The 20,546-nt window shown below is 73.8% G+C and carries 20 protein-coding genes; 13 read left to right on the top strand and 7 right to left on the bottom strand.

Features of this window, described 5'->3' with window-relative positions:
- Positions 1 to 223: 223 nt before the first annotated feature.
- Both ACOJVX_RS22820 and ACOJVX_RS22815 read left to right on the top strand, forming a co-directional pair.
- On the top strand, positions 224 to 880 hold the full coding sequence (locus ACOJVX_RS22820) for a response regulator transcription factor (protein ID WP_026419444.1): 657 nt from the start codon (positions 224 to 226) through the stop codon (positions 878 to 880).
- Positions 877 to 2,109: a sensor histidine kinase gene (locus tag ACOJVX_RS22815; protein ID WP_051314113.1), complete on the top strand. Its 1,233-nt coding sequence runs from the start codon at positions 877 to 879 to the stop codon at positions 2,107 to 2,109. The genes ACOJVX_RS22820 and ACOJVX_RS22815 overlap by 4 nt, the downstream gene beginning before the upstream one ends.
- On the opposite strand, the gene ACOJVX_RS22810 is transcribed toward ACOJVX_RS22815, so the two are convergent.
- Positions 2,106 to 2,492: a hypothetical protein gene (locus tag ACOJVX_RS22810; protein WP_155886197.1), complete on the bottom strand. Its 387-nt coding sequence runs from the start codon at positions 2,490 to 2,492 to the stop codon at positions 2,106 to 2,108. The genes ACOJVX_RS22815 and ACOJVX_RS22810 overlap by 4 nt on opposite strands.
- A gap of 204 nt (positions 2,493 to 2,696) precedes the next feature.
- A complete protein-coding gene (locus tag ACOJVX_RS22805; RefSeq protein WP_026419442.1) occupies positions 2,697 to 4,037 on the bottom strand; it encodes a cytochrome P450 in 1,341 nt (446 codons plus the stop codon).
- 487 nt (positions 4,038 to 4,524) lie between these two features.
- On the opposite strand from ACOJVX_RS22805, the gene ACOJVX_RS22800 reads away from it, so the two are divergent.
- From ACOJVX_RS22800 to ACOJVX_RS22780, 5 genes are all read left to right on the top strand, one after another.
- Entirely contained in the window at positions 4,525 to 5,043 is a 519-nt protein-coding gene (locus ACOJVX_RS22800) for a hypothetical protein (RefSeq protein ID WP_422647082.1), read from the top strand.
- Between the two features lie 65 nt (positions 5,044 to 5,108).
- Positions 5,109 to 5,960, top strand: a complete 852-nt coding sequence (locus ACOJVX_RS22795) for a hypothetical protein (protein ID WP_026419440.1) — start codon at positions 5,109 to 5,111, stop codon at positions 5,958 to 5,960.
- 207 nt (positions 5,961 to 6,167) lie between these two features.
- The gene (locus tag ACOJVX_RS22790) at positions 6,168 to 6,629 is read left to right on the top strand and encodes a dCMP deaminase (protein ID WP_245588857.1); all 462 of its coding nucleotides are present in this window, start codon (positions 6,168 to 6,170) and stop codon (positions 6,627 to 6,629) included.
- Positions 6,630 to 6,770: 141 nt separating this feature from the next.
- A complete protein-coding gene (locus ACOJVX_RS22785; RefSeq protein ID WP_337662266.1) occupies positions 6,771 to 7,487 on the top strand; it encodes a hypothetical protein in 717 nt (238 codons plus the stop codon).
- Between the two features lie 129 nt (positions 7,488 to 7,616).
- Entirely contained in the window at positions 7,617 to 8,303 is a 687-nt protein-coding gene (locus tag ACOJVX_RS22780) for a pentapeptide repeat-containing protein (RefSeq protein ID WP_418152919.1), read from the top strand.
- Positions 8,304 to 8,331: 28 nt separating this feature from the next.
- Here the strand turns inward: ACOJVX_RS22780 and ACOJVX_RS22775 are convergent, their stop codons facing one another.
- The gene (locus ACOJVX_RS22775; RefSeq protein ID WP_026419436.1) at positions 8,332 to 11,337 is read right to left on the bottom strand and encodes a TNT domain-containing protein; all 3,006 of its coding nucleotides are present in this window, start codon (positions 11,335 to 11,337) and stop codon (positions 8,332 to 8,334) included.
- 627 nt (positions 11,338 to 11,964) lie between these two features.
- Here ACOJVX_RS22775 and ACOJVX_RS22770 point away from each other — a divergent pair.
- Genes ACOJVX_RS22770 through ACOJVX_RS22755 form a run of 4 tightly spaced genes read left to right on the top strand, consistent with a single transcriptional unit; the run spans position 11,965 to position 15,416 of the window.
- Positions 11,965 to 13,194, top strand: coding sequence for an MFS transporter (locus ACOJVX_RS22770; protein WP_081715578.1), 1,230 nt, complete (start codon positions 11,965 to 11,967; stop codon positions 13,192 to 13,194).
- On the top strand, positions 13,191 to 14,267 hold the full coding sequence (locus tag ACOJVX_RS22765; protein ID WP_016696838.1) for a DMT family transporter: 1,077 nt from the start codon (positions 13,191 to 13,193) through the stop codon (positions 14,265 to 14,267). Before ACOJVX_RS22770 ends, ACOJVX_RS22765 begins: the two co-directional genes overlap by 4 nt.
- Before the next feature lie 4 nt (positions 14,268 to 14,271).
- Complete coding sequence (locus ACOJVX_RS22760; protein ID WP_016696837.1) at positions 14,272 to 15,129, top strand: bifunctional methylenetetrahydrofolate dehydrogenase/methenyltetrahydrofolate cyclohydrolase; 858 nt, start codon at positions 14,272 to 14,274, stop codon at positions 15,127 to 15,129.
- The gene (locus ACOJVX_RS22755) at positions 15,126 to 15,416 is read left to right on the top strand and encodes a DUF3017 domain-containing protein (RefSeq protein ID WP_016696836.1); all 291 of its coding nucleotides are present in this window, start codon (positions 15,126 to 15,128) and stop codon (positions 15,414 to 15,416) included. Before ACOJVX_RS22760 ends, ACOJVX_RS22755 begins: the two co-directional genes overlap by 4 nt.
- 141 nt (positions 15,417 to 15,557) lie before the next feature.
- On the opposite strand, the gene ACOJVX_RS22750 is transcribed toward ACOJVX_RS22755, so the two are convergent.
- A complete protein-coding gene (locus ACOJVX_RS22750) occupies positions 15,558 to 16,583 on the bottom strand; it encodes a medium chain dehydrogenase/reductase family protein (protein WP_103056005.1) in 1,026 nt (341 codons plus the stop codon).
- A gap of 127 nt (positions 16,584 to 16,710) precedes the next feature.
- On the opposite strand from ACOJVX_RS22750, the gene ACOJVX_RS22745 reads away from it, so the two are divergent.
- Together ACOJVX_RS22745 and mdh are read left to right on the top strand one after the other, a co-directional pair.
- Complete coding sequence (locus ACOJVX_RS22745; RefSeq protein ID WP_026419432.1) at positions 16,711 to 17,409, top strand: TetR/AcrR family transcriptional regulator; 699 nt, start codon at positions 16,711 to 16,713, stop codon at positions 17,407 to 17,409.
- 304 nt (positions 17,410 to 17,713) lie between these two features.
- A complete protein-coding gene (gene mdh / locus ACOJVX_RS22740; protein WP_026419431.1) occupies positions 17,714 to 18,670 on the top strand; it encodes a malate dehydrogenase in 957 nt (318 codons plus the stop codon).
- Between the two features lie 128 nt (positions 18,671 to 18,798).
- Here mdh and ACOJVX_RS22735 read toward each other — a convergent pair whose 3' ends face one another.
- From ACOJVX_RS22735 to ACOJVX_RS22725, 3 genes are all read right to left on the bottom strand, one after another.
- A complete protein-coding gene (locus ACOJVX_RS22735) occupies positions 18,799 to 18,996 on the bottom strand; it encodes a DUF1918 domain-containing protein (protein WP_026419430.1) in 198 nt (65 codons plus the stop codon).
- Between the two features lie 125 nt (positions 18,997 to 19,121).
- Complete coding sequence (locus ACOJVX_RS22730; protein ID WP_051314111.1) at positions 19,122 to 19,577, bottom strand: hypothetical protein; 456 nt, start codon at positions 19,575 to 19,577, stop codon at positions 19,122 to 19,124.
- 122 nt (positions 19,578 to 19,699) lie between these two features.
- Positions 19,700 to 20,305 carry a lytic polysaccharide monooxygenase auxiliary activity family 9 protein gene (locus tag ACOJVX_RS22725; RefSeq protein WP_418152912.1) on the bottom strand — a complete coding sequence of 202 codons (606 nt, stop codon included), beginning with the start codon at positions 20,303 to 20,305 and terminating at the stop codon, positions 19,700 to 19,702.
- Between the last annotated feature and the right edge of the window lie 241 nt (positions 20,306 to 20,546).

The raw sequence follows: 20,546 nt of genomic DNA, 5'->3' as shown, positions 1-20,546 counted from the left end.
CCTCGACCTCCCCGCCCCGACGGGGACCACCTCCCCGACCACGATCGAAGGGCCTCCGTTCCCACCGCCGCGCGGGCCACGGCGCCTCCCCCGGCGACCGAGGCGACGATGCCGGGGATCGCACCACGGCCGTAACGTCGGTGAAACGCCGGGCGGGGATAACGTCCGGGCCGTCGTCGGTCCCCCGTGGTGGTGGGGCCGCCCGGTCGGGAGGACGTCGCGGATGCGGGTGTTGGTGGTGGAGGACGAGCCGATGCTCGCCCAGGTCGTCGCGGCGGCACTGCGGCGGGACCACGTCGTCGCCGACGTGGTCGGCGACGGGGCGAGCGCGCAGGAGCGCCTGGTGGTCAACGACTACGACGTCGTGGTGCTCGACCGCGATCTGCCGCTGGTCCACGGGGACGAGGTGTGCCGGGACCTCGTGGCCTCCGGCGCGACCACCCGGGTGCTGATGCTCACCGCCTCGGCCGAGGTTCCGGACCGGGTCGCCGGTCTGGCGCTCGGCGCCGACGACTACCTCGTCAAACCCTTCGCGCTCGCCGAACTCGTGGCCAGGGTGCGAGCCCTGGGACGGCGCAGCCGTCCCGCCGCGCCCCCGGTGCTGTCGCGCGCCGGCATCGAGCTCGACCCCGGCCTGCGCGAGGTCCGCCGGGCGGGCGAACTCGTGGCACTCTCGCCCAAGCAGTTCACCCTCCTGGAGGAACTCCTCCGCGCCGATGGCGCGTTCGTCAGCGCCGAACACCTGCTGGAGAAGGCATGGGACGAACACGTCGATCCGTTCACGGGAGTCGTACGACTCACGGTGCTCCGCCTCCGGCGAGCCCTCGGGGAGCCCGACGTGATCGAGACGACCCCAGGAGTCGGCTACCGGATCCGGTGAGGTCCAGGCCGCGTCTCCTGCTGCCGGACGTCAGCGTCCGCACCCGGCTGACCGCCTGGTACGGGCTCGTCTTCTTCGTCAGCGGCGCGTCGCTGGTGGCGATCAACCACGCCCTGACCGAACGCGGCCTGCGCACGCACCTGGCGGACACCGCGTTCAGCCAGGTCGTCCACCAGCACTGGCGGTCGACCGAGGTGGACGGGGTGGTGCGCAGCGAGTCGCGAGGCGTCTCCGTCGAACCCGTGGACGACCGGCTGGCCTCGGAGATCGCGGAGGCCACCCAGCGGGCGCGGGAGGCCGCCCTCGCGGACCTGCTCGACCAGTCCCTCGTCGCGCTGGCCGTCGCCGGTGTCCTCGCGGTGGCGATCGGCTGGCTGATGGCCGGACGTGCCCTGCGACCGCTCAGCAAGGTCACCGCGCACGCGAGACGCGTGGCCGAGCGGAGCCTGCACGAGCGCGTGGCGCTGACCGGGCCCCGCGACGAGATCAGGGAACTGGCCGACACCTTCGACGACATGCTGGAGCGGCTCGACCGCGCCTTCGACGGTCAGCGCCGGTTCGTCGCGAACGCCTCCCACGAGCTGCGGACCCCGCTCGCGGTCAACCGCGCCCTGATCGAGTACGCCGTGAGCGACGCGGACGCCGACGAGCGGATGAGCGACCTGGGAGGACAGCTCCTGGAGGTGAACGCCCGCCAGGAACGGCTGATCGAGGGGCTGCTGATGCTCGCCCGCAGCGACCGGACGGTGGAGGACCCGCGTCCCGTGGATCTCGGCGAGGTGCTGTCCAGGGTGGCCGGCAGGGTCGAGGGCACGGCCGAACTCGCCGGGGTGCGGTTCACGGTGTCCCCCGCCGCCGCCCCGGTGCTCGGGGACCCGGTGCTGCTCGAACAGCTGGTGACCAACCTGGTCCACAACGGCATCCGCCACAACCACTCCGGCGGGTGGCTCGACGTCCGCACCGCCACCGTGGGCGCGGACGTCGAGCTGGTGGCCGGCAACAGCGGTCCCGTCGTGCGTGCCGAGGACCTGCCCCGGTTGTTCGAACCCTTCCGCCGGGGCCAGCCCGAACGCACCGACTCCCACCGGGGCGCGGGGATCGGGTTGTCCATCGTCCGCTCGGTCGCCCGCGCCCACCGGGGAACGGTCGACGCCTCTCCACGAAGGGGCGGCGGGCTGACGGTGCGGCTCAGGCTGCCGGCGGCCGGCGAGGGCCGAGGCCGTGGCTAGCTCGTGATGTCCTCGCCCTCCACCTCGCAGACCACGCCGTCGGCACTGGCCTCGACGGTGACCGAGCCGACCACCTCGGTCCCCTCCTCCGCCCCGTCGCCGCAGATCACCGCGTCCTCGGGTGCCTCGGGGAACTCGCAGTCGTCGCCGGTGACGACCTCGGGAGCGTCGTCGCCGGTCTGGGTGGCGCTGAAGCAGCCGGAGTCCGCCAGGTCGTCGACGTGTTCGATGTGGAACTCCTCCCCCGGCCGCTCCGTCCCGGTCGGCTCCGGCACTCCGTCGTCCGAGGCGCCGGCGAACGGGGCGATCAGGGCGGCCGCGCCCACGGCTGCCGCGCAGAGCGCCGCCGCGAGGCCGATCCGGTTCTGACGAGGAACCCGCATGGTGTTGTCCTTTCCGGTGGTGTCCGCACCGTGTCGCGGGAGCGACCGGTGGACCCATTCCACCGAGGTGGCGGTTTCACCACCGTTACCGTCGTCCGTGCCTTCCCGGCCCGGCTCCCGGCTGGCGGAGCGGTGGCCGGCGGAGCGCCCGGATCACCCAGGGCCGGGCCGCCCCTGCCCAGGGACGAGCTCCTGACCGCCTGGTCAGGAGCTCGCGATCCGTTCCGGCACCATCGGCAACGCGTTCGGCCGCAGCACCATCGTGGCCACCGGGCGCACCGGGTCCGGAGTGGGCCGCAGTCGCCACGCCGCGACGACGGTGGCGACCACCACCACCATCTCCGTCATCACGAAGTGCGCGCCGAGGCACTTGTGGGGCCCGGTGGCGAAGGGCGTGAAAGCGTGCTTCGGCGGGGCGGTCTCCCACCGGTCCGGGTCGAAACGCAGCGGGTCGGGGAACAGGGTGGGGTCGCGGTGTTGGGCGGTGATGCTGTAGAGGACCTCCGCGTCCGCCGGCAGCCAGTACCGCCCGAGCCGGACACCGTGCAGCGTGCGCCGGGTCAGGATCCAGTTCACGTGGTGGCGGCGGAGCGTTTCCTCCACCACCCTGCGGGTGTAGACGAGCCGGGGCAGATCCGCCGCCGTCACCGGTCGGCCGGCCAGCACCTCGTCCAGCTCCGCCCGGAGGCGGCGCTCCACCGTCGGGTGCCGCCCCAGCTCGTGGAAGAGCCACGACATGGTGCCGGCGGCCGTCTCACTGCCGGCCAACAACAGCGTCAGGACCTCGTCGTGCAGCTGCTCGGCCGTCATCCCGCGGTCGGTGCCCTCCTCCCGCGCGGACAGCAACGCGGCCATCAGATCGCCATCGTCCCCCGGCGTCCGCATCCGGTCGGCGACCAGGTCGCGAATGATCTCCTGGAGGAGCGCGCGCTCCGCGAGGAAGCGCCGGTTCGCCGGCGTCGGCAGTCGTTCGAGGGCGTCGGGCGCCAGGACGCGCCAGGCGACACCTCGCACGAAGGCGTCGGTGGCGAGGACGATCCTGGTCGCGGTCCGGTCGGTCAGGCTCGTCGAGAACAGCGCCCTGGCGACGACCACGGTCGTCAGGTGGTGCAACTGGTGGTCCAGTCGGATCGGGTGGTCGGGGCGCCACCGGGAGGTCATCCGCTCGGCCTCGCGGCGCATCAGCGCCACGTACGACTCCAGGCGGACGCGGTGGAACGCGGGGGCCATCAGCCGGCGCTGCCGGTGGTGGAAGTCCCCTTCGGAGGTCGCCACCCCGTTCCCCATGTACGGGCGCATGTTCTCGAAGAAGCGGCCCTTGCCGAAGCTGTCCGCCCGCACGGTGAACATCCGGTGCAGCAGCTCCGGGGAGTTCACCACGTAGGTGGGGTGCCGGCCGAGGCGGATCCGCACGATCTCCCCGCGCCCGCGCAACTCCTGGAGGAACGAGACCCGGCCCCGGACGAGCGCCGGCAGGTGCCCGACGAGTGGCAGTCCGCCCGGTGCGGTGGGCACGGTCCTGGGACGGTCGGTCTCCCTGTCCATCGTCCTTCCTCGTCCTCCTGGTGGTCGGGCTCCCGGACCGGCCCTCGGCGCCGCTGGCCGTCGCCCGGTACGCCGGCGTGCCGGGCGGGGCGCGAGCCCGGAACGGCTGACGCCGCTGCCCGCCCATCGGCACGCTGTCCGCCCTGGCTGAAGCGGTTGAGCCGCCCGTACACCGCACCAGTCAGCCACGCCACCCGATCGTTCAACACCGCCGAGTGGCATCCGGCCATCCCTCCGATGTGGCCAACGGGGCCCGCGCGCCATTCCGCCACCCGTGCGCTGGCCCCGAGAAGTGGCCCCCGGCTGACGGGAGCGCGGACCGCGCGGTGCCATCGGGACGGGGAGTCGGAAGCGCCCGGCCACAATGGACTTCCCGTCCCCGCACGGCCCGCCGCCGATCGGGTGAGGGGCGGGCGAAGTCCGGGAGAAGCCCGGTGAGGGCGGGGGAACGAGCCTAGACTGGGCACCTCCCCGAGGTGGTGATCGCATGTCGAACGCAGCCGAGCGCCGTGCCGAACCGGAGGGCCGGATGTCGACGCTCCGGGAACGGGCCACCGCCCGGGGCGCGGCCACCGGCGCGGCCGGCGGTCTCGCTCGGGGGGCCACCGAGTTCGCGCTCCAGGGCAGTGCGCACGAGCTCTCGGGCGGCGCGGTCGGGGGCGGCTGGGACTACCGGAACCTGACCAGCGGCACCGTCACCGGGTCCGTGAGCGGTGCCCAGGGCGGGATGGCCGACCGCACCAACGCGCTCGCGGAATCCACCGTCGCCCACCAGGAGCCGGAGCACTCGACGCCCAGGAACAACGTGAGCCACGGCCGCGAGGTGCTGGAGAACGGCCACCAGTGGCCGGTCGGCGCCCGGCCCCCCGAGGGCTGGCGGAACCCGTACACCAGCGGAGCGCGGGAACAGCTCGGCATCAGCGCCGGTACCGCGATCGGCCAGGCTGGGCGGTCCCGCCCCCAGGACCAGGACGACGAACCACCACTGCCCACCCCGGACCGCTGAGAGGAGTGACGTCCCGGCGGTCGGGTGCCCCGCGCTGCCCGAACCGCGGCGGGACGGGCGTGACGATGGACGGACTGATCCCGCGTTCGCTACCGGTCGGCTGCGCGAACGACGTGCGCGCCGAGCTCCGCGCCCGGTGGGCACGGCTGCGCCCGGCCCTGCGCTGGGCGCTGGTCCTGCTGCCGATGTCGGCGGTCGCGCTCCCGGTGGCCGGGTTGCTCGTGCTGGGCGGTTCCCCCGGGGGCCTCGTGCTCCCCGGGCTCGGCCTGCTCCCGGTGGTCCTGGTGCTGGCCAGGCTGCGGCGCCGTGGTCTGGCGACTCAGCCGCACGAGTGGGTACCGGCCGCGCTCCTGGCCGCCGGCGTCCCGGCGTCGATCGGCGCGCTCGCCCTGCTGGTGTTCGGGTGGTACCAGCCGAGGGCGGAGGTGGCGTTGGTCCTGGGCGTGGCCCTGTTCGGGGTGGCGGCGTTGGCCTGGGGAGTCGGCGACCACGCGTGCCGCCTGCTCTGGTCGGGCACCCCGAGGATCGTCGCCAGGAGCGGCTTCGAGCTCGGCTACCGGTTGCGGGTCCGGCGACGGCTCATCGCCCGGATCACCGTGTCGGAGGACCGGATTCGCTGGTTGGTCCAGATCACCAGCCGGCACACGACCCGCACGGTCCTCGACCGGGCGGTGCCGCTCGCGGACCTGCGTGACGTCCGGGTCGTCACCGTCGACCCGCCCCCGCGCGGCGGCGCGGGACAGGAGGTGGAGCCCGTCCCCGGACCCGGCGTGGAGTTGGTCACCGACCGGGCACGTCACGTCCTCCCGGTGCGCCGCGCGGAGGAACTCGCCCTGGTGCTCCGGGAACGCGCGGAGTGGTGCCGGTCCCTGCCCGTACCGGGAGGGCTCGCCGATCCGCCTACCCCGGCGTGGTGACGTGACGGCCTCGCCGCCCGGCGCGGACGCTACGGGGAACCCCGGATGCGAGACTGCGGGGCGGGCCATCACGCCGTCCGCCCAGCACGGCGACGAGCCTCCGCCGGGCGACCACCAACGGCCGATCACCCCCGGCCAGGAGGGACCGCGCGGTGGACCCACGAGGCCCGCCCGTGCCGAGGGACCAGCGACGTGAGGAGACGACAGGTGGGAGCCACGGACGAGGATCACCGCTGGCTCCGGCACGCCGTCGCCCTCGCCGGGAGGTGCCCGCCCTCGACGACGGCCTTCTCGGTCGGCGCCGTCGTGGTCGACTCCGCCGGCACACCACTCGCCGAGGGCTTCTCCCGGGAGGGGAACGATCCGCACGTGCACGCGGAGGAGGCGGCGCTGGCCAAGATCGGGCCCGACGACCCGCGACTGCCGGGTGCGACGGTGTACAGCTCCCTGGAGCCCTGCGCCGCCCGGCGCTCCCGACCCAGGACGTGCACCCAGCTGATCCTGTCCGCCGGGGTGCGGCGGGTGGTCTTCGCCTGGCGCGAACCGACGATCTTCGTCGACTGCGACGGTGCCGAGCGGTTGCGGGCGGCCGGGGTCTCGGTGGTGGAGGTCCCGGAGCTGGCCGAGTCGGCTCGCGCGGTCAACCGGCACCTGCTCGGCCCCCGCTGACCGGATCGCGCCGCCCCGGGGCCGCCCGAGGGAACCCGCGTCGACCGCCTGGCGGCTCCCCCTCCGCCGGGCGGGGGGTCGTGGCCCGGCGCGCGGCGCGAGGACCCCACGACGTCGCCGGTACCGGGTAGCGTCACGCGGGTGAGCGAGTCCTTCGACCCCGCAGGGGACTGGCCCGCCGACCCGGCGGATCGCGCCGCCGTGTGGCGCTACCTGTGCCGCTACCTCGGTGGCCTCGGCAGCAGCATCGCGCCGGAGGACGGCTGCCCGGCGGACGAGCTGGACGCCGCCGAGCGACGGCTGGGCCTGCCCCTGCCGGCGGCGCTCCGCGAGTTCTACGGGCTGCTCGGCCGCCGGACGGACGTGACGAGCGCGCAGGACACGCTGCTGCCGCCCGACAGGCTCCACGTGGACGAGCACGGGGGGCTGCTGGTCTTCCGCGAGGAGAACCAGGACACCGCCCGGTGGGGGGTCGCGGTCGACCAGCTGGCGGCGGCCGACCCGCCCGTCCTGCTCCAACACGAGTTGTCCGCCGGGAACGAGGACTTCCTGCCCTCGGTGTCCCTGGCGGCGGTGGAGCTGGTGCTCTCGGAGTCGCTGTTCGGCCCGGCGGGTGTCGTGGACAACCGGTACCTGGATGCCGACGACATCGAGCTCGTCGAGCGGTACTGCCGCCGACTCCCGATGCCGGAGTACCCGGTGTGGGCGGTCCCCGGCTCCGCCGTGCGGTGGTTCACCGCTCCTGACCTCGTGGTGCGGGACGACGGCCGGTCCTGGTTGTGGGTTCGCGCGCGCACCCCGGCGGCGTTGGCGGCGTTGCGCGAGGCCGTCCCCGGGGAGTGGATGGGAGCGGACTAGACGGTCGGGGTGGTGTGGCCGGAGCGGGTCCCCGCGCGCGCGGCGGGTCGACGACGGGACGCCTCGCTCGCGGCACGGCCGGTGCCCGCGTCGCCGGGACCCGTCCGACCGCTGCCCTACGGTGACGGGGTGACCCACCGCCCCTTCCTCCCGCCCGCCCGCCCCGCCGACCACCCGGAACCCGCGCGCTCCTCGGACAGACCGGCCGAACCCCCGGCCGCCGTCGAGCCACCGGAGGTGGGGGCCGACTACTCCTTCGCCCGGCTGCCCCGGGCGCGGTGGGAGCGGCGTGCCTTCGAGGACTGCGACTTCACGGAGGCCGACCTGCGGGAGCTGGTGACGGTCGGGTGCACGTTCACCCGGTGCGACTTCGGCGGCGCGGACCTCGGCGAGTCCCACCACACGGCCAGTGCCTTCCGGTCCTGCGTGTTCCGGCGCACCGTGCTGACCGGCGGCACCTTCGAGGGCTGCTCCCTGCTCGGGTCGAGCTTCGAGGGCGCGCGGCTCCGACCCCTGCGGCTCCGGGAGACGGACCTGACCCTGGCGGCCCTGCCGGGCGCGGACCTGCGGCGGGTCGTGCTGTCCGGCGTCCGCCTCCGGGAGGCGGACCTCTTCCAGGCGAACCTGAGCCACGCCGACCTCCGGGAGGCGGACCTCGGAGGAGCACGTCTCACCGAGACGAACCTGTCCGAGGCCGACCTGCGTGGCGCGCTGATCGACCCGGCCGCGTTCCGGCAGGCGACGGTGGCCGGTGCCAGAGTGGACGCCGCGCAGGCCATCACCTTCGCGGCAGCCCACGGCCTGGTGGTCGACTAGGGGCCGGGCCCCGTCGTCACCGGGTCCGTCACGCCGGCGGAGCCGCCTCGGGCACCTCCGCCAGCGCGCCGTCATCCACCAGGTCGGTGATCGACCGGGGGAGGATGTACACCAGGCCGCCTCCGGGCTGTTCGAACCACGGCACGGCCACGCCGGTCAGCACCTGGAGCGGACGCAGCAGCCGGTAGGCGCGGTAGGAGCGGTTGACCCACTGCGGCGGCAACGAGCGCTGCTCGTACGGGGTCCCCGCGCTGTAGCTGACGTTGCCGTCCGGTTCGCCGAACCTGTCGATCTCCGTGCCCGCCTGGAGCATGAGGAGACGACGTTCCCGGAACAGGGTGAGCGGTGGCTCCCCCTTCAGGGGCCGGATGATGCTCTGCTGTTCCGAGCCCTGCCCACGAACGGCCTGCTGCCGCGCGGCCGACGGCTGGGCGTCGGCGGCCTGCCGCCGGGGTGGCTGACCGGCCGCCTCGTGGCCGCCGCCCACCGTGTCGTGCTGCGGGGCGCTCGGCTCGCGCTGGCCCGGGTCGTGCGCCCCGTCTGGGTGTTCCACGGGCGGCGTCGGACGCTGCGGCGCCGGCGGCGGTACCGACAGGGCGCTGGTGACCTGCCGGGCGGGGTCGGAATCCTCCGGGTCGTCCTGCCAGTGCCCGGCCGGCACCTCCTCCCGCTGCTCGGGACCCGGTTCCGGGTCCGGGGGAAGATCGCGCGACGGCGCCTCCTCGCCGCGCTGCGACTGGTTCAGCGGCAACCGGATCTGCCGGGGGCCGCCGCCGATGCCCAGGTCCAGCATGGGCGGACCGTCCTGCGGGTCGTAGTCGAAACGGTGTGGCCCCTCCTCGAAGGGGTCGCCGCCACTCGCCGGCGGAATCGCGACGCCACCGCCCGCGAACGGGTCGGGGAGGTTGCGGGGCGGTTCCTCGGCCTCCTCGTGCTGGTCGCGGCGGAAGTCCTCGTCCCCGTGGTGCGCCCGCCGGTCGTCCGGTTCGCCGACGGTGTCCTGGACGACCGGTCGGGGAGGCTCCTCGTGGTCGTGCGGGTGCGCCATCAGCAGCGCCCCCAGCAGGTACGCGCAGGCCTGGTTCACCTGACCGAAGTGGACCTCGTCGTACCGCTCACCGTGCTCCGACCAGAAGACCGACCAGGTCTCCTCCTCGCCGGCGACGTCCTCGCGGAGCAGGCACCAGACGTCCTCCTCGACGACGCCGACCCGGAAACCCTCCGGGTCGACCCCGAGGTCGCTCAGCCGCTGCCGCAGCTGCTCGATGCTCGCCTCGTCCTCGATCGCCGCCGCCTCGGCCTCGTCGTCCAGACCGTCCGCGTCGTAGTGCCGGTCGTCCCGGAACGGCTCAGAACCGTGGTCGCGCTCGTAGTCGTGCTGGTGTTCGTAACCCCCCGGGTCCTGGTAGGGCTGGCCGCCGTCGAAGCCGGGCTGCTCCTGGAACGCGCCGGCACCGCTCCCGTCCTGGTAGCCCGCCTGGTCGTCGGGGCGCGGCGAGGGGTCGTGGTCCTCGGCCGGCTGGTGGTGGACCGGGTCCTGGTAGGACTGCTCCGGGAAGGGCTGCTGGTCCTGGTAGGACTGTTCCGGGAATCCCGGGGTCTCCTCGTAGCGCTGGCCGTACCGCTCGTCCGGGTAGCCGGGGTCCCGGTACGCGGGTTCCTCGTCGAATTCCGAGTAGTACCCGCCCGACTCGGCGGGCGCCTCGACCGGCTGGTCCTCGATCCGCTCGTGCTGCTGACGCGCGCCCTCCGGGGTGGAGGGGCGCTGTCCTGGTCCGTCGTGGCCTTCCGGACCGGACGGGTCCGTCGCCGCCGGCAGGATGCCCGTGGCCGCGTCCTGGAGGTCGTCGCGGAACCCCCCGCCGTGGCCGAGGGGGAAGTCCGGGACGGGCTGCTGCTCGCGCTGGGCCGCCGCCCGCGTCTCCGGCATCCGCTGGTGCAGCAGCGCCGCGGCGGCCGCCAGCACGTCCTCACCGACCGGGGGGAGCTCGAACCGCTGGGAGCGCACGTGGTCCACCAGCTCGGGCACCGGCGGGACACCGTGGCGGCGGAGGTGGTAGCCGACCGCCGCCGACCAGATCCACCGACCGTCGGTGTGCCAGCTCGCCGGTACGGTCGCCCGCCCGTCCGCCCCGAAGGGATCCGGGGTGGGGTTCCGGGTGTCCAGGACCACGGGGGCGTGGTCGAGGTAGGCGAGGAGGACCTCGCGGTCCGCCGGGTCCACGGCCGCCCTGTTGATCATCGGGCGGCCGTCCTCCCTGGTGCCGTCGAAGACACGGGCGACGGAGAAGCCCCCGTCCCCGGCCGCGTCGCCGGGCCGGTCGGGCTCCTGCGCTGACTCCGCGCGGCGGCCGTGCTGGTAGCCGTTGTTCTCGTGTTGGTACCCGTTGTTCGGTGGGCCACCGAAGCCGTTGTTCTGGTGCTGCTCCTCGGCCCTCGGCGCCGCCTGCCCACCGTCCATGGTGTACGAACGCAGTTCCTCGACCACCGAACCGGGCAGCAGGTCGGTCGCGTCCTCCCGGACGAGCTCCGCGGCCTGGGTGGGATCGCCGAGCTGGGGGACGCCACGCCGGGGAGCGTCCTCACCGGACGGACGTGACGAGGTGCCCAAGCGCTGCCGCAGCCAGTCCGGGATGTGTTCCTCGGCGCGGGGGAAGCGTTGGAGCTCCTCGCGGTACACCGCGTCGGGCAGCGGCGGGTCCCAGCCCGGCTCCTGGTTCAGGTTGACGTCGATCCGGTAGTTGGACGGCCGCTCCACCACGTAGAAGGCGGAGAGCCAGGTGCCGACACCTGGCCGGTACATGCCGTGCCGCAGCTGGTCGAACAGGGGAGCGCACTCGGCGGGCGGTTCCCAGCCCTGTGACTCGCCGTCGGGTCCGACGACCTCTCCGACCGTCTCGGCTCGTTGGCCGGCAGCGCGGTATTCCACCCGGATGCGCTGCCACCCGGGCGGAGCGGCGCCCAACACCGCGACGCCGATCTTTCGCGCGAGCGCTGCCTGATCTTCCGGACTGTTCGCCGTCGGACGGGACATAGCTACATCCTCTCTGACGGAGCCGGAGTCGTGGTCCGGGGTGGGCGGAAACAACGGCTGAGACTACGCCCACCTGGCGGGCCGAAAACACCGCTGTCGCTGGTAACCACGCGTGCTGTTCCGCATACAACGCTGCCGGTGACGAGGCTCGTCGGATCGGGCGAGGCCACCGCTCGATCGGGGTCGCCCGAACGGTGTGCGGTCGTGCAACAACATGAACCGTAACGAGCATGACCGGTGCTTTCGGACGGTTCGGGGCGCCGCCGAGGAATGGGGACGACCGCCCTCCCCACCGCGCGGCCAGCGATGTTCGCCGGTCGGCTCCTGCGGGCGGGCTCACCTGTGCGGGCGACTGACGACCCGGGTGCCCACCCTCCCGGCGGGCGGGACGGCCCGAAGGTGTTCGCGCAGAGCGCAGCGCGCGGAGCGGAGCGCGGGGCAGGAGCGGTGTTCCGAAGTCGGAGACCTGCCGCGTCCGTCCCGTGGTCCCCGGGCTCCCCGGTCGCCTTGACTCGGCTCGCGCGGACGAGGACCTGACCGGTGGCCGGAGACCACCTCGTAGCCCGGCCGCGCCCGCCCGCCGGAAAAGCCGATGTGCCGCGGTGGCGTCTGGTGCACGCTGGCCTGGTGCTCGCTCCCTACCGGCGACTCGCCGACGTGCCAGGTGTCCTCAGTCTGCTGCTCTGGTCGCTGCTGGGGCGGTTGTACCAACCGGGAGTCCCCATCGCGCTCACGTTCCTCGTCGCGGACTGGGCCGGTTCCTACCTGGTCGCCGGTCTCGTGACAGGAGCCCTCACGGCCGGGCAGGTGGTGGCGGGACCGCTGCGCGGTCGGGCCGCCGACCACGGTTCGGTTCCTCGACTGCTGCTGGTGACCGGGCTGGTGTACGCGGGCGGGCTGGCGGCGCTCTCGTGGTGGCCGGCGGACTGGTGGTACGCCGCCCCGCTCGTGGCGTTCGTCACCGGGTGCTTCATGCCGCCCGTGACCCAGGTGAGCAGGGCGGTGTGGGCCAGTATCCCCGAGCGGACCGCGCGGGAGGCCGCCTACGCCGTGGAGGCGACGCTCCAGGAACTGCTCTTCGTGGTCGCCCCGGTGCTGGCGGCGATGGTCGTCGCGGTCGTCAGCCCGATGGCGGCGGTGCTGCTCTGCGCCGCCCTCGCCCTGGTCGGGGTGGCGGGGTTCGCGTTCGCCGCGAGCCGGACGGAGCTCCTCTCGGCGCGCGCCTCGTTGACCCACCGGTCGGCGAGGGCGAGTGGTTCGGTGTTCCGGGTGCCCAGGCTCCGGGGTTCGCTCGTGATGGGGTTCGCCTTCGTCGCCTCCGTGATCGCGATCGACCTGCTCATCGTCGCGTGGGCCCGGGATCGGGGCACGCCGGCCCTGGCGGGGTTGCTGGCCGCCGCGTGGGGGGCGGGTTCACTGGTGGGCGGGTTCGTGGCCGGGGGGCTCCGCGGCGAGCCCCGGCTGTGGCTGCGGATCGGCGCGGTCCTGGGTGGGCTGGCGGCGATCAGCCTGGTGCTGCCCCCCGTCCACCCCGATCCCTCCCCGTGGCTGCTGGCCGGGGTGCTGGTGGTCAGCGGGCTGGCGATCGCGCCAGCCCTGGCCGCGATGAACGGTCTGGTGGGGCGGATCGCCCCTGCCGGGAGGCAGGCCGAGGTGTTCGGCTGGTTCGCGGCCGCGACCACGGCGGGCGGAGCCCTGGCCAGTGTGGTCACCGGGTGGTTGCTCGACGCCGCCAACCCGTCGGTGACGGCGGCGGTCGCGGCGTCCTGGTGCCTCGTCGCGGTGTTACTCGCGCGACATCTGACCCGGCCGTCGCGGGAGGCCGGTCCGGACATGGCGCAGTATGAGCGGACGTGACGACTGAACCCCCCACCGCCGGGAACGGCCAGCCCTCTCGTCTCCTCGCGCTGGGCATCGCCGGCGCGGTGGTCGCCGGACTGGGCATGGCGGCCCAGTCGCGGGTCAACGGGGAACTGGCGGGCCGGCTGGGGAGCGGGGTCGCGGCGGCCGTGGTGTCCTTCGGGACCGGTCTCCTGCTCGTCGCCCTCTTCGCCCTGGCGTCTCCCACCGCGCGCCGGGGCCTGGGACGTGTGCTCGCGGCGCTGCGCTCCGGCGGCGGTTCGCCCGGTTCCTCGTCGTCCCGGCCTCGCGACACCACCGGTTCCGGTGCTCGGGCACCGTCACCAGCGGCCCCCGGCGAACCGAGGTTGCGGTGGTGGCACTGCCTCGGCGGGCTGTGCGGGGCCTTCCTGGTGCTCAGCCAGGGGCTGACCGTCGGGAGCGTGGGAGTCGCGGTGTTCACGGTCGCGGTGGTCGCCGGACAGGTCACCTCGGGGATGGTCGTGGATCGGCTGGGTGTCGGGCCGGGCGGGAAACGCCCGGTGACGTGGTTGCGGATGGTGGGCGCGGTGATCGCGCTGTGCGCCGTCGTGATCGCGATGTCCGGGGAGTTGAGCGACCCCTCCCGGCTCGGGCTGGCCGTGCTGCCCGCGCTGGCCGGCGTGGCCATCGCCTGGCAGCAGGCGGTGAACGGCCAGGTCGGCGTGGTGGCCCGGTCTCCGCTGCCGCCGACGCTGGTGAACTTCGTGGTCGGTCTGACTGGTCTGCTGGTCGCGTTGGCCGTTCTGCTCGTCCTCGGTGACCGGCCGGCCCCGTTGCCGGCCGAGCCCGTGCTCTACGTCGGCGGGCCGCTCGGCGTGCTCTTCATCGCGATCGGCGCGGTGGCGGTCCGCCACACCGGCGTGCTGGTGTTCGCGATGAGCGCGGTCGCCGGCCAGCTTTCCGGGGCCGTCCTGCTGGACCTGGTGTTGCCGGCCACGGACGGGCCGATGTCGGTGGCGACCCTGGCTGGCAGCGCGCTGACACTGCTCGGCGCGGTCCTGGCGGTGGTGCCCGGCCGAACCCGGCGGGGTCGGGGTCTGGAACGATAGGCCCGTGAGCGCCACGATCCTCGACGGCAAGGCCACCAGGAACACGATCTTCGCGGAGTTGCGGCAGCGGGTCGACGCGCTGCGCGCTCGCGGGGTGACACCGGGGCTCGCGACGGTCCTCGTCGGCGATGACCCCGGGTCCCACGCGTACGTCCGGGGCAAGCACCGGGACTGCGCGAAGGTGGGGATCGAGTCGATCCGCGTCGACCTCCCGGCCACGGCGAGCCAGGGCGAGGTCGAGGCGGCCGTCGACGAGCTGAACGCCGACCCGGCCTGCACGGGGTACCTCGTGCAGCTGCCGTTGCCGGGGCGGCTGGACGCCGGGACGGTGTTGGAGCGCATCGACCCCGCCAAGGACGCCGACGGCCTGCAGCCGGTCAACCTCGGCCGGTTGGTGCTCGGCGAGCCGGGGCCGCTGCCGTGCACCCCCCGGGGCATCGTCGAGTTGTTGCGCCGCTACGACGTGCCGCTCGCCGGGGCGAACGTGGCCGTGGTCGGCCGAGGGGTCACGGTCGGGCGCCCGCTGGGGCTGCTGTTGACCCGCCGCTCGGAGAACGCCACGGTCACCCTCTGCCACACCGGAACCCGGGACCTGGACGCGGAGCTGCGGCGCGCCGACGTGGTCGTGGCCGCCGCCGGCGTTCCCGGGCTGGTCCGGCCGGACAGCATCAAGCCGGGGGCGGCGGTCCTCGACGTCGGCATCACCCGCACGGACGAGGGCCTGGTGGGTGACGTCGCGCCGGAGACGCGGGAGACCGCCGGGTACCTGGCGCCGATGCCGGGCGGGGTCGGTCCGATGACCAGGGCCATGCTGTTGCTGAACGTGGTGGAGGCCGCCGAGCGGGCGGCGGACCGCGCGTGAGCGGTCGCCCCAAGGGGCGGGCGACGGCGCCCCAGTTCTCCTTCCTGCTGGTGATCGCCGTGGTGGTGCTCGGCTTCGTCCGGGTGTTCATGGGGCACTGGCGGGAGGGGTCCGTGCTGTTGGGCGGCGCGCTCCTGCTGGCCGCCGGGCTGCGGGTCCTGTTGGCCGACGAGCAGGCCGGCCTGTTAAAGATCCGGGGTCGCGGGGTGGACGTGCTGCTCTACGGCCTGTTGGGCGGCATGGTGGTGCTGGTCGCCCTGACCATCGAGGGTGGCCCGCTGGGCTGACGCGGGAGCGCGGACCTCGACGCGTCCCGCCCCGCCGCGCCCTCGGACCGCCGCGCCCCGCCGCGCCCCGCCGCGCCCCGCCCCGCGGACCCTTCCACCGGGAGACGCCGAGTCCGGCATGGCCGGCCTCGCAGCCCATCCTCAGGTGCCCCGCTCCTGGTCGGCCACCAACACGATCTTCCCGTGCACGCCGCCCCGGCTCAGGATCCGCAACGCGTCGGCCGCCCGCGACATCGGGTGCCGGGAGTGGACCACCGGCGTGAGGGTGCCCGCCGCGAGCAGACCGAGCACGGTGCCCAGGTCCTCGCGGAACCTCCGCCCGGGACGCACGTAGTAGAGGGAGACCCGGCGCCGCCGGGTGAGCCGTGGTTCGCCGAGCGTGTTCCACCACAGCAACCCGCCGAGCATCCGCAGGTAGGGGCGCAGGGGCCCGCCCTCGTCGCGCAGCGTCGCCGCCGACCCGTAGCTGACGACCCGTCCGCCCGGCGCGAGCAGGGCGCGTGACCGGGCGACGCTCCGGGGCCCGAGGTGGTCGAACACGGCGTGGTAGCCGTGCGGTGCGTGGCGGCGGAGCCGTTCGGTGAGGTCGGGGGAGCGGTAGTCGACGGGAACGACGCCCTCGGCTCGGAGCGCTTCCTGGTTCGCCTCCGACGCGGTGCCCACGACCGTCGCGCCCGCCTGCCGGCACAGTTGGGCGAGCAGACCGCCCACGCCGCCGGTCGCCCCGTGCACGAGCACCGTCTGGCCCGGACCCACCGGTGCGCTGCGATGCGCCAGCTGCCAGGCGGTCACACCGTTGGTCACCAGGGCGACGGCGTCTCCCGAGTCCACCCCGGCGGGAACCGGGACGACCTCGGAGGCCGGGAGCACCACCTCGTCCGCCCAGGCCCCGGTGCGGGGCATGGCCGCGACCCTGTCGCCCGGCGCGAGGCCGGCGACCTCCGGCCCCACGGCGGTGATCCGGCCGACCAGGTCGTAACCGGGCACGAAGGGGAAGCGGGGTTGCATCGGGTAGCGGCCGCGCAGCATCTGCACTTCGGCGAAAGCGACTCCGCTCGCCTCCACCCGGATGCGCACCTCGCCCGTGCCGGGCCCGGGCACCTCCCGCTCGCGGGCGACCAGACGTTCCGGGCCGCCGAGCCCGCTCAGTTCCATCTGCCTGACCATGCTGCCTCACATTAGCTATTGCTTGTTACGTTCGTTAGAGCCTGTAACCAAAGAATGCGCCAGTTACCCTGGGCCTGTCAAGCGCGGGTCGCCGCGCCCGTCATCGGCAGTAGTGAGGAGACCAGTCGTGCCCGAGGCCGCGAGCCCGTCGTCCCGACGCCCGCCCCGTGCCCGCTACCGGGAACTGACCCTGCGGGAGATCAAGGACCTGGCGTGGGAGCAGGTCGCGGAGGGCGGCGGAGCGGCGCTCTCGCTGAACTCGATCGCCCGCCGGATGGGCCTGACAGGCCCCGCCCTGTACCGGTACTTCGCCAACCGCGACGCCCTGCTGACCGAGCTGGTGCGCGAGGGCTACCGGGGGCTGGCCGAGGCCGTCGACGCGGCCGTGCCCGGGGCGGGCGAGGCCGACCCCGAACTCCGCCTGCGGGCCTTCGTCCACGCGCTCTGGACGTGGAGCGCGGAGATGCCGCACCGGTACCTGCTCCTGTTCGGGGCGCCGGTGCCCGGGTACGCGGCCCCCGAGGACACCTTCGAGCAGGCGTTCCGCCCGATGGCCGTGCTGTTCGACGTCCTGGCGGAGCTCCCGCCCGGCCCGGCCGAGACGAGGGCGGTCAGCGGCGGACCGCTCCGGGACCAGCTCGCCGGCTGGGTGGACGCCCGCGGGGGCGAGCCCCTCCCGCCGGAGGTGGCCCTGCGGGCGGTCCGGTGCTGGGCACGACTCCACGGCCTCATCAGCCTCGCGCTGGTCGGGCAGTTCACCGCCACCGGAGTGGACCCCGAGGAGGTGCTGCGGGTGGAACTCGACGCCCTGCTCGCCGGCCACTGAGGACTCGGTGGCGCCCTCGTGCGCCACCGGCGCTCCGGCGGCGCGGAGGTCGGACGAGGCGTTCCCCCGTGCGGCGGTGGACGCCCGCTCCCGGTGGAGACCCTGCTCACCACCGGGGGTTCCGCCGCCCGCCGGCTTGGTAATCTCCCAGCGCGCCGGCCCCTGCCGGCGCGCGGTCCCGGTGCCGTGGCCGTCGCCGAACAGGTGATTCCGGGTTGGCTCACGACGAACGTGACGTCGCCGTGCCCGCCCAGCGTCGCGCCCGGGGAACCCACCCAAGACGCGGATCGGGAGGACCCCCCAAGTGGCACGTTCCGGTAAGGTCGCCGTCGTCGGCGCCGGCTTCTACGGCTCCACCACGGCCCAGCGGTTGGCCGAGTACGACATCTTCGAGACCGTGGTGCTCACCGACATCCTGGAAGGCAAGCCCGAGGGGCTCGCCCTGGACATGAACCAGTCCCGGGCCGTCGAGGGTTTCGAGACCAGGGTCGTCGGGCAGACCACCGGCCCCAAGGGCGAGGGCTACGAGGCCATCGCCGGCGCCGAGATCGTGATCATCACGGCCGGTCTTCCCCGCAAGCCGGGCATGAACCGGATGGACCTCATCGAGACCAACGCCAAGATCGTCCGGCAGGTCTCGGAGAACGTCGCCAAGCACGCGCCCGAGGCCGTCGTCATCGTCGTCTCCAACCCGTTGGACGAGATGACCGCCCTCGCCCAGATCGCCACCGAGTTCCCGAAGAACCGGGTGCTCGGCCAGGCCGGCATCCTCGACACCGCGCGGTTCACGAACTTCGTGGCCGAGGAGCTGGACGTGCCGGTGGGTTCCGTGACCACCCTGACGCTGGGCTCGCACGGCGACACCATGGTGCCGGTGCCCTCCGCGTCCTCGGTCGACGGGACGCCCCTGACCGAGGCGCTGCCGGCCGAGAAGGTGGAGGAACTGGTCACCCGCACCCGCAACGGTGGCGCGGAGGTGGTCGCGCTGCTCAAGACCGGGTCCGCCTACTACGCTCCCTCGGCCGCCGCCGCCCGGATGGCCAAGGCGGTGCACGAGGACTCCGGTGAGGTCCTGCCGGTGTGCGCGTGGGTCGACGGTGAGTACGGGATCTCCGGCGTCTACCTGGGCGTGACCGCCGAGCTGGGCAGGGAGGGCGTGCGCAAGGTGGTCGAGCGCGACCTCACCGACACCGAGCTCGCCGCGCTGAAGGAGGCCGCCGAGGCCGTCCGCGCGAAGCAGGCCGACGTCCAGAGCCTCTGAACACGCTCTCGGGGTCGCTCGATCGGCCCCGAGCGGGGAAGGTCGGCGTCGTCCTCCTGGGGGCGACGCCGACGTGCTCGGTGCCGCCGTGGCCACGGCCCGCCAGCCGGCGAAGACCGCGGCCCGGGTCAGCCGTGCTCGGGCATGGGGGGCTCGACGAGGCAGTCCGCCCCCGGGAACATCAGGGCCTCGCTCCCGTCGGGGAACCGGACCAGGTAGGGCGGTTCGCCCTCCGGGCCGCGCACCTCGACGATCTCGCCGGTGCGGTCCTGCTGGCCCACGGTCCTGCTGTGCATGTGCAGCCGGTCGCCTACATCCGCTCGCATCGCTGGTCACCTCCGCCATCCAGGCTACGGAAGTGACCGGCGCGACGCAGGCCGGTGGCGAGGGGATCGGGACGACCACCCCTCGCCAGGCCGCGAACCACCGACCGAACCACGGTGGGCACGGGTCAGAGACAGGCGTCCCGCAGCACCTGGACCTGGTTCTCGACGGTCTCGACGGTGTCCGACCCCACGCCGTTCTCCGCCAGGTTGGCCGCCGAGTCGCTCATCTCCCGCAGCGCGTTGGCCACGTCCTCGTCGGTGGTCTCGGCCGCCAGGGTCGCCAGCTCCTCGGCGCGCTCCCGTGCCTGCTGAGCGGTCTCCTCCGGATTCGAGACCGCGTTGCCGACCGACTCGAAGAAACCGACGATGCCCAGCGCCTCGGCGCAGGTGGTCGCCTTGTCGATCTGCTGTTGGCCCTGCTCCAGTTGTTCACGCCCCTGGTCGATGGCGTTGCTCAGCTCCTGTTGGGCTTCCTGGACCTCTCCGCAGCCCACCAGCAGCGCGCCGAGCGCCAGGGCGCTCACGCCCACGCCCACCGCGCGCCGGGCCCTGCCGGCCGACGACCTCACGCTCAACCTCATGTGCGTTTCCTCCGCCCTCGGTTCGGGCCGGACTCGCGGCCCGTAGCGCACGTTACCGAGGGTGACGCGAAGTTGTCGTGGGCTCCGGCCGGCAGGACCGCCCTGGGCAGCGGGTTCGGCTGTCAGCTGAACCGGACGTCCGAGCAGGCGTAGAAGGCGTTCCCGGTGTCAGCGATGTCCCACACCGCCAGGATGACGTGGTGACCGCTCTTGTTCGGCAGGGTTCCGCTGTGCGCGAAGACCGACGGCGGCCGCTGGCCGCCGTAGTCGAGGCTGAGGAACGGCGCCGGCTCCAGCTGGGCCCGGCTCAGCGGCTGGTTCGGGTTCCAGCCGTCGCGCGTCACGAAGTACCGCCACGAGCTGGTGGCGTGCGAGACGCTGATCCGCCACCGGAACTCGTGGTTCGCTCCGCTGGTGAGCGGGGTCGTCGGCCACCCCGCCCCTCGTGGGTCGTCGAGCTGGGAGAACCGGCCGTTGCCGCCGGCGCAGATGGTGCCGTCCGCCGGGCCCGAGGCGGGGAACCCCTTCGGACCCTCAACGCTTTGGGGCTCCCACTGGATCTCGCCGCAGCCGGTGACGGCGCCGGACGCGCAGTGGTCCTGGCGGCTGGCGGGGTTCTGGGTCCAGCCGTGGCCCTGCGCGGTTCCGGCGAACGCGGTGACGCCGAGGAGGGGGAGAAGACCAAGCAGTGCCGCTCCGGCCGCACGCCGGATTCGTTGAGTGAACATGTGGTGAGCACTCCCTTCGACAGGTGCTGGCATTCCGCACGCTACGGAGGAAAATTCCCCACCAACAGATCCGATCCGAGGAAAGATTGCGCTGTTCGGGTGGTCGTCGCTGGTGTCTCCCCGTATTGGGAAAAAGGGTGGCGGAACACTTCCGGTCGCGCTCGGCCGGTTGTTCGTCGCGGCCTCGAACGAAGGGTTCGTCGAACGGATCGACGAACTGGTGGGACGGAAATGTGCCCGC

Origin of the sequence: Actinoalloteichus caeruleus, from assembly GCF_049311605.1 — a bacterium.
Taxonomy (GTDB): domain Bacteria; phylum Actinomycetota; class Actinomycetes; order Mycobacteriales; family Pseudonocardiaceae; genus Actinoalloteichus_B; species Actinoalloteichus_B caeruleus.
This window is presented reverse-complemented; position numbering and strand designations above follow the sequence as displayed.

Coding starts and splice junctions, on each gene's coding strand:
- ACOJVX_RS22820 (WP_026419444.1), top strand. CDS start 224: ATGCGGGTGTTGGTGGTGGAGGACGAGCCGATGCTCGCCCAGGTCGTC.
- ACOJVX_RS22810 (WP_155886197.1), bottom strand. CDS start 2,492: ATGCGGGTTCCTCGTCAGAACCGGATCGGCCTCGCGGCGGCGCTCTGC.
- ACOJVX_RS22805 (WP_026419442.1), bottom strand. CDS start 4,037: ATGGACAGGGAGACCGACCGTCCCAGGACCGTGCCCACCGCACCGGGC.
- ACOJVX_RS22800 (WP_422647082.1), top strand. CDS start 4,525: ATGTCGAACGCAGCCGAGCGCCGTGCCGAACCGGAGGGCCGGATGTCG.
- ACOJVX_RS22795 (WP_026419440.1), top strand. CDS start 5,109: ATGGACGGACTGATCCCGCGTTCGCTACCGGTCGGCTGCGCGAACGAC.
- ACOJVX_RS22775 (WP_026419436.1), bottom strand. CDS start 11,337: ATGTCCCGTCCGACGGCGAACAGTCCGGAAGATCAGGCAGCGCTCGCG.
- ACOJVX_RS22750 (WP_103056005.1), bottom strand. CDS start 16,583: ATGGTCAGGCAGATGGAACTGAGCGGGCTCGGCGGCCCGGAACGTCTG.
- ACOJVX_RS22735 (WP_026419430.1), bottom strand. CDS start 18,996: ATGCGAGCGGATGTAGGCGACCGGCTGCACATGCACAGCAGGACCGTG.
- ACOJVX_RS22730 (WP_051314111.1), bottom strand. CDS start 19,577: ATGAGGTTGAGCGTGAGGTCGTCGGCCGGCAGGGCCCGGCGCGCGGTG.
- ACOJVX_RS22725 (WP_418152912.1), bottom strand. CDS start 20,305: ATGTTCACTCAACGAATCCGGCGTGCGGCCGGAGCGGCACTGCTTGGT.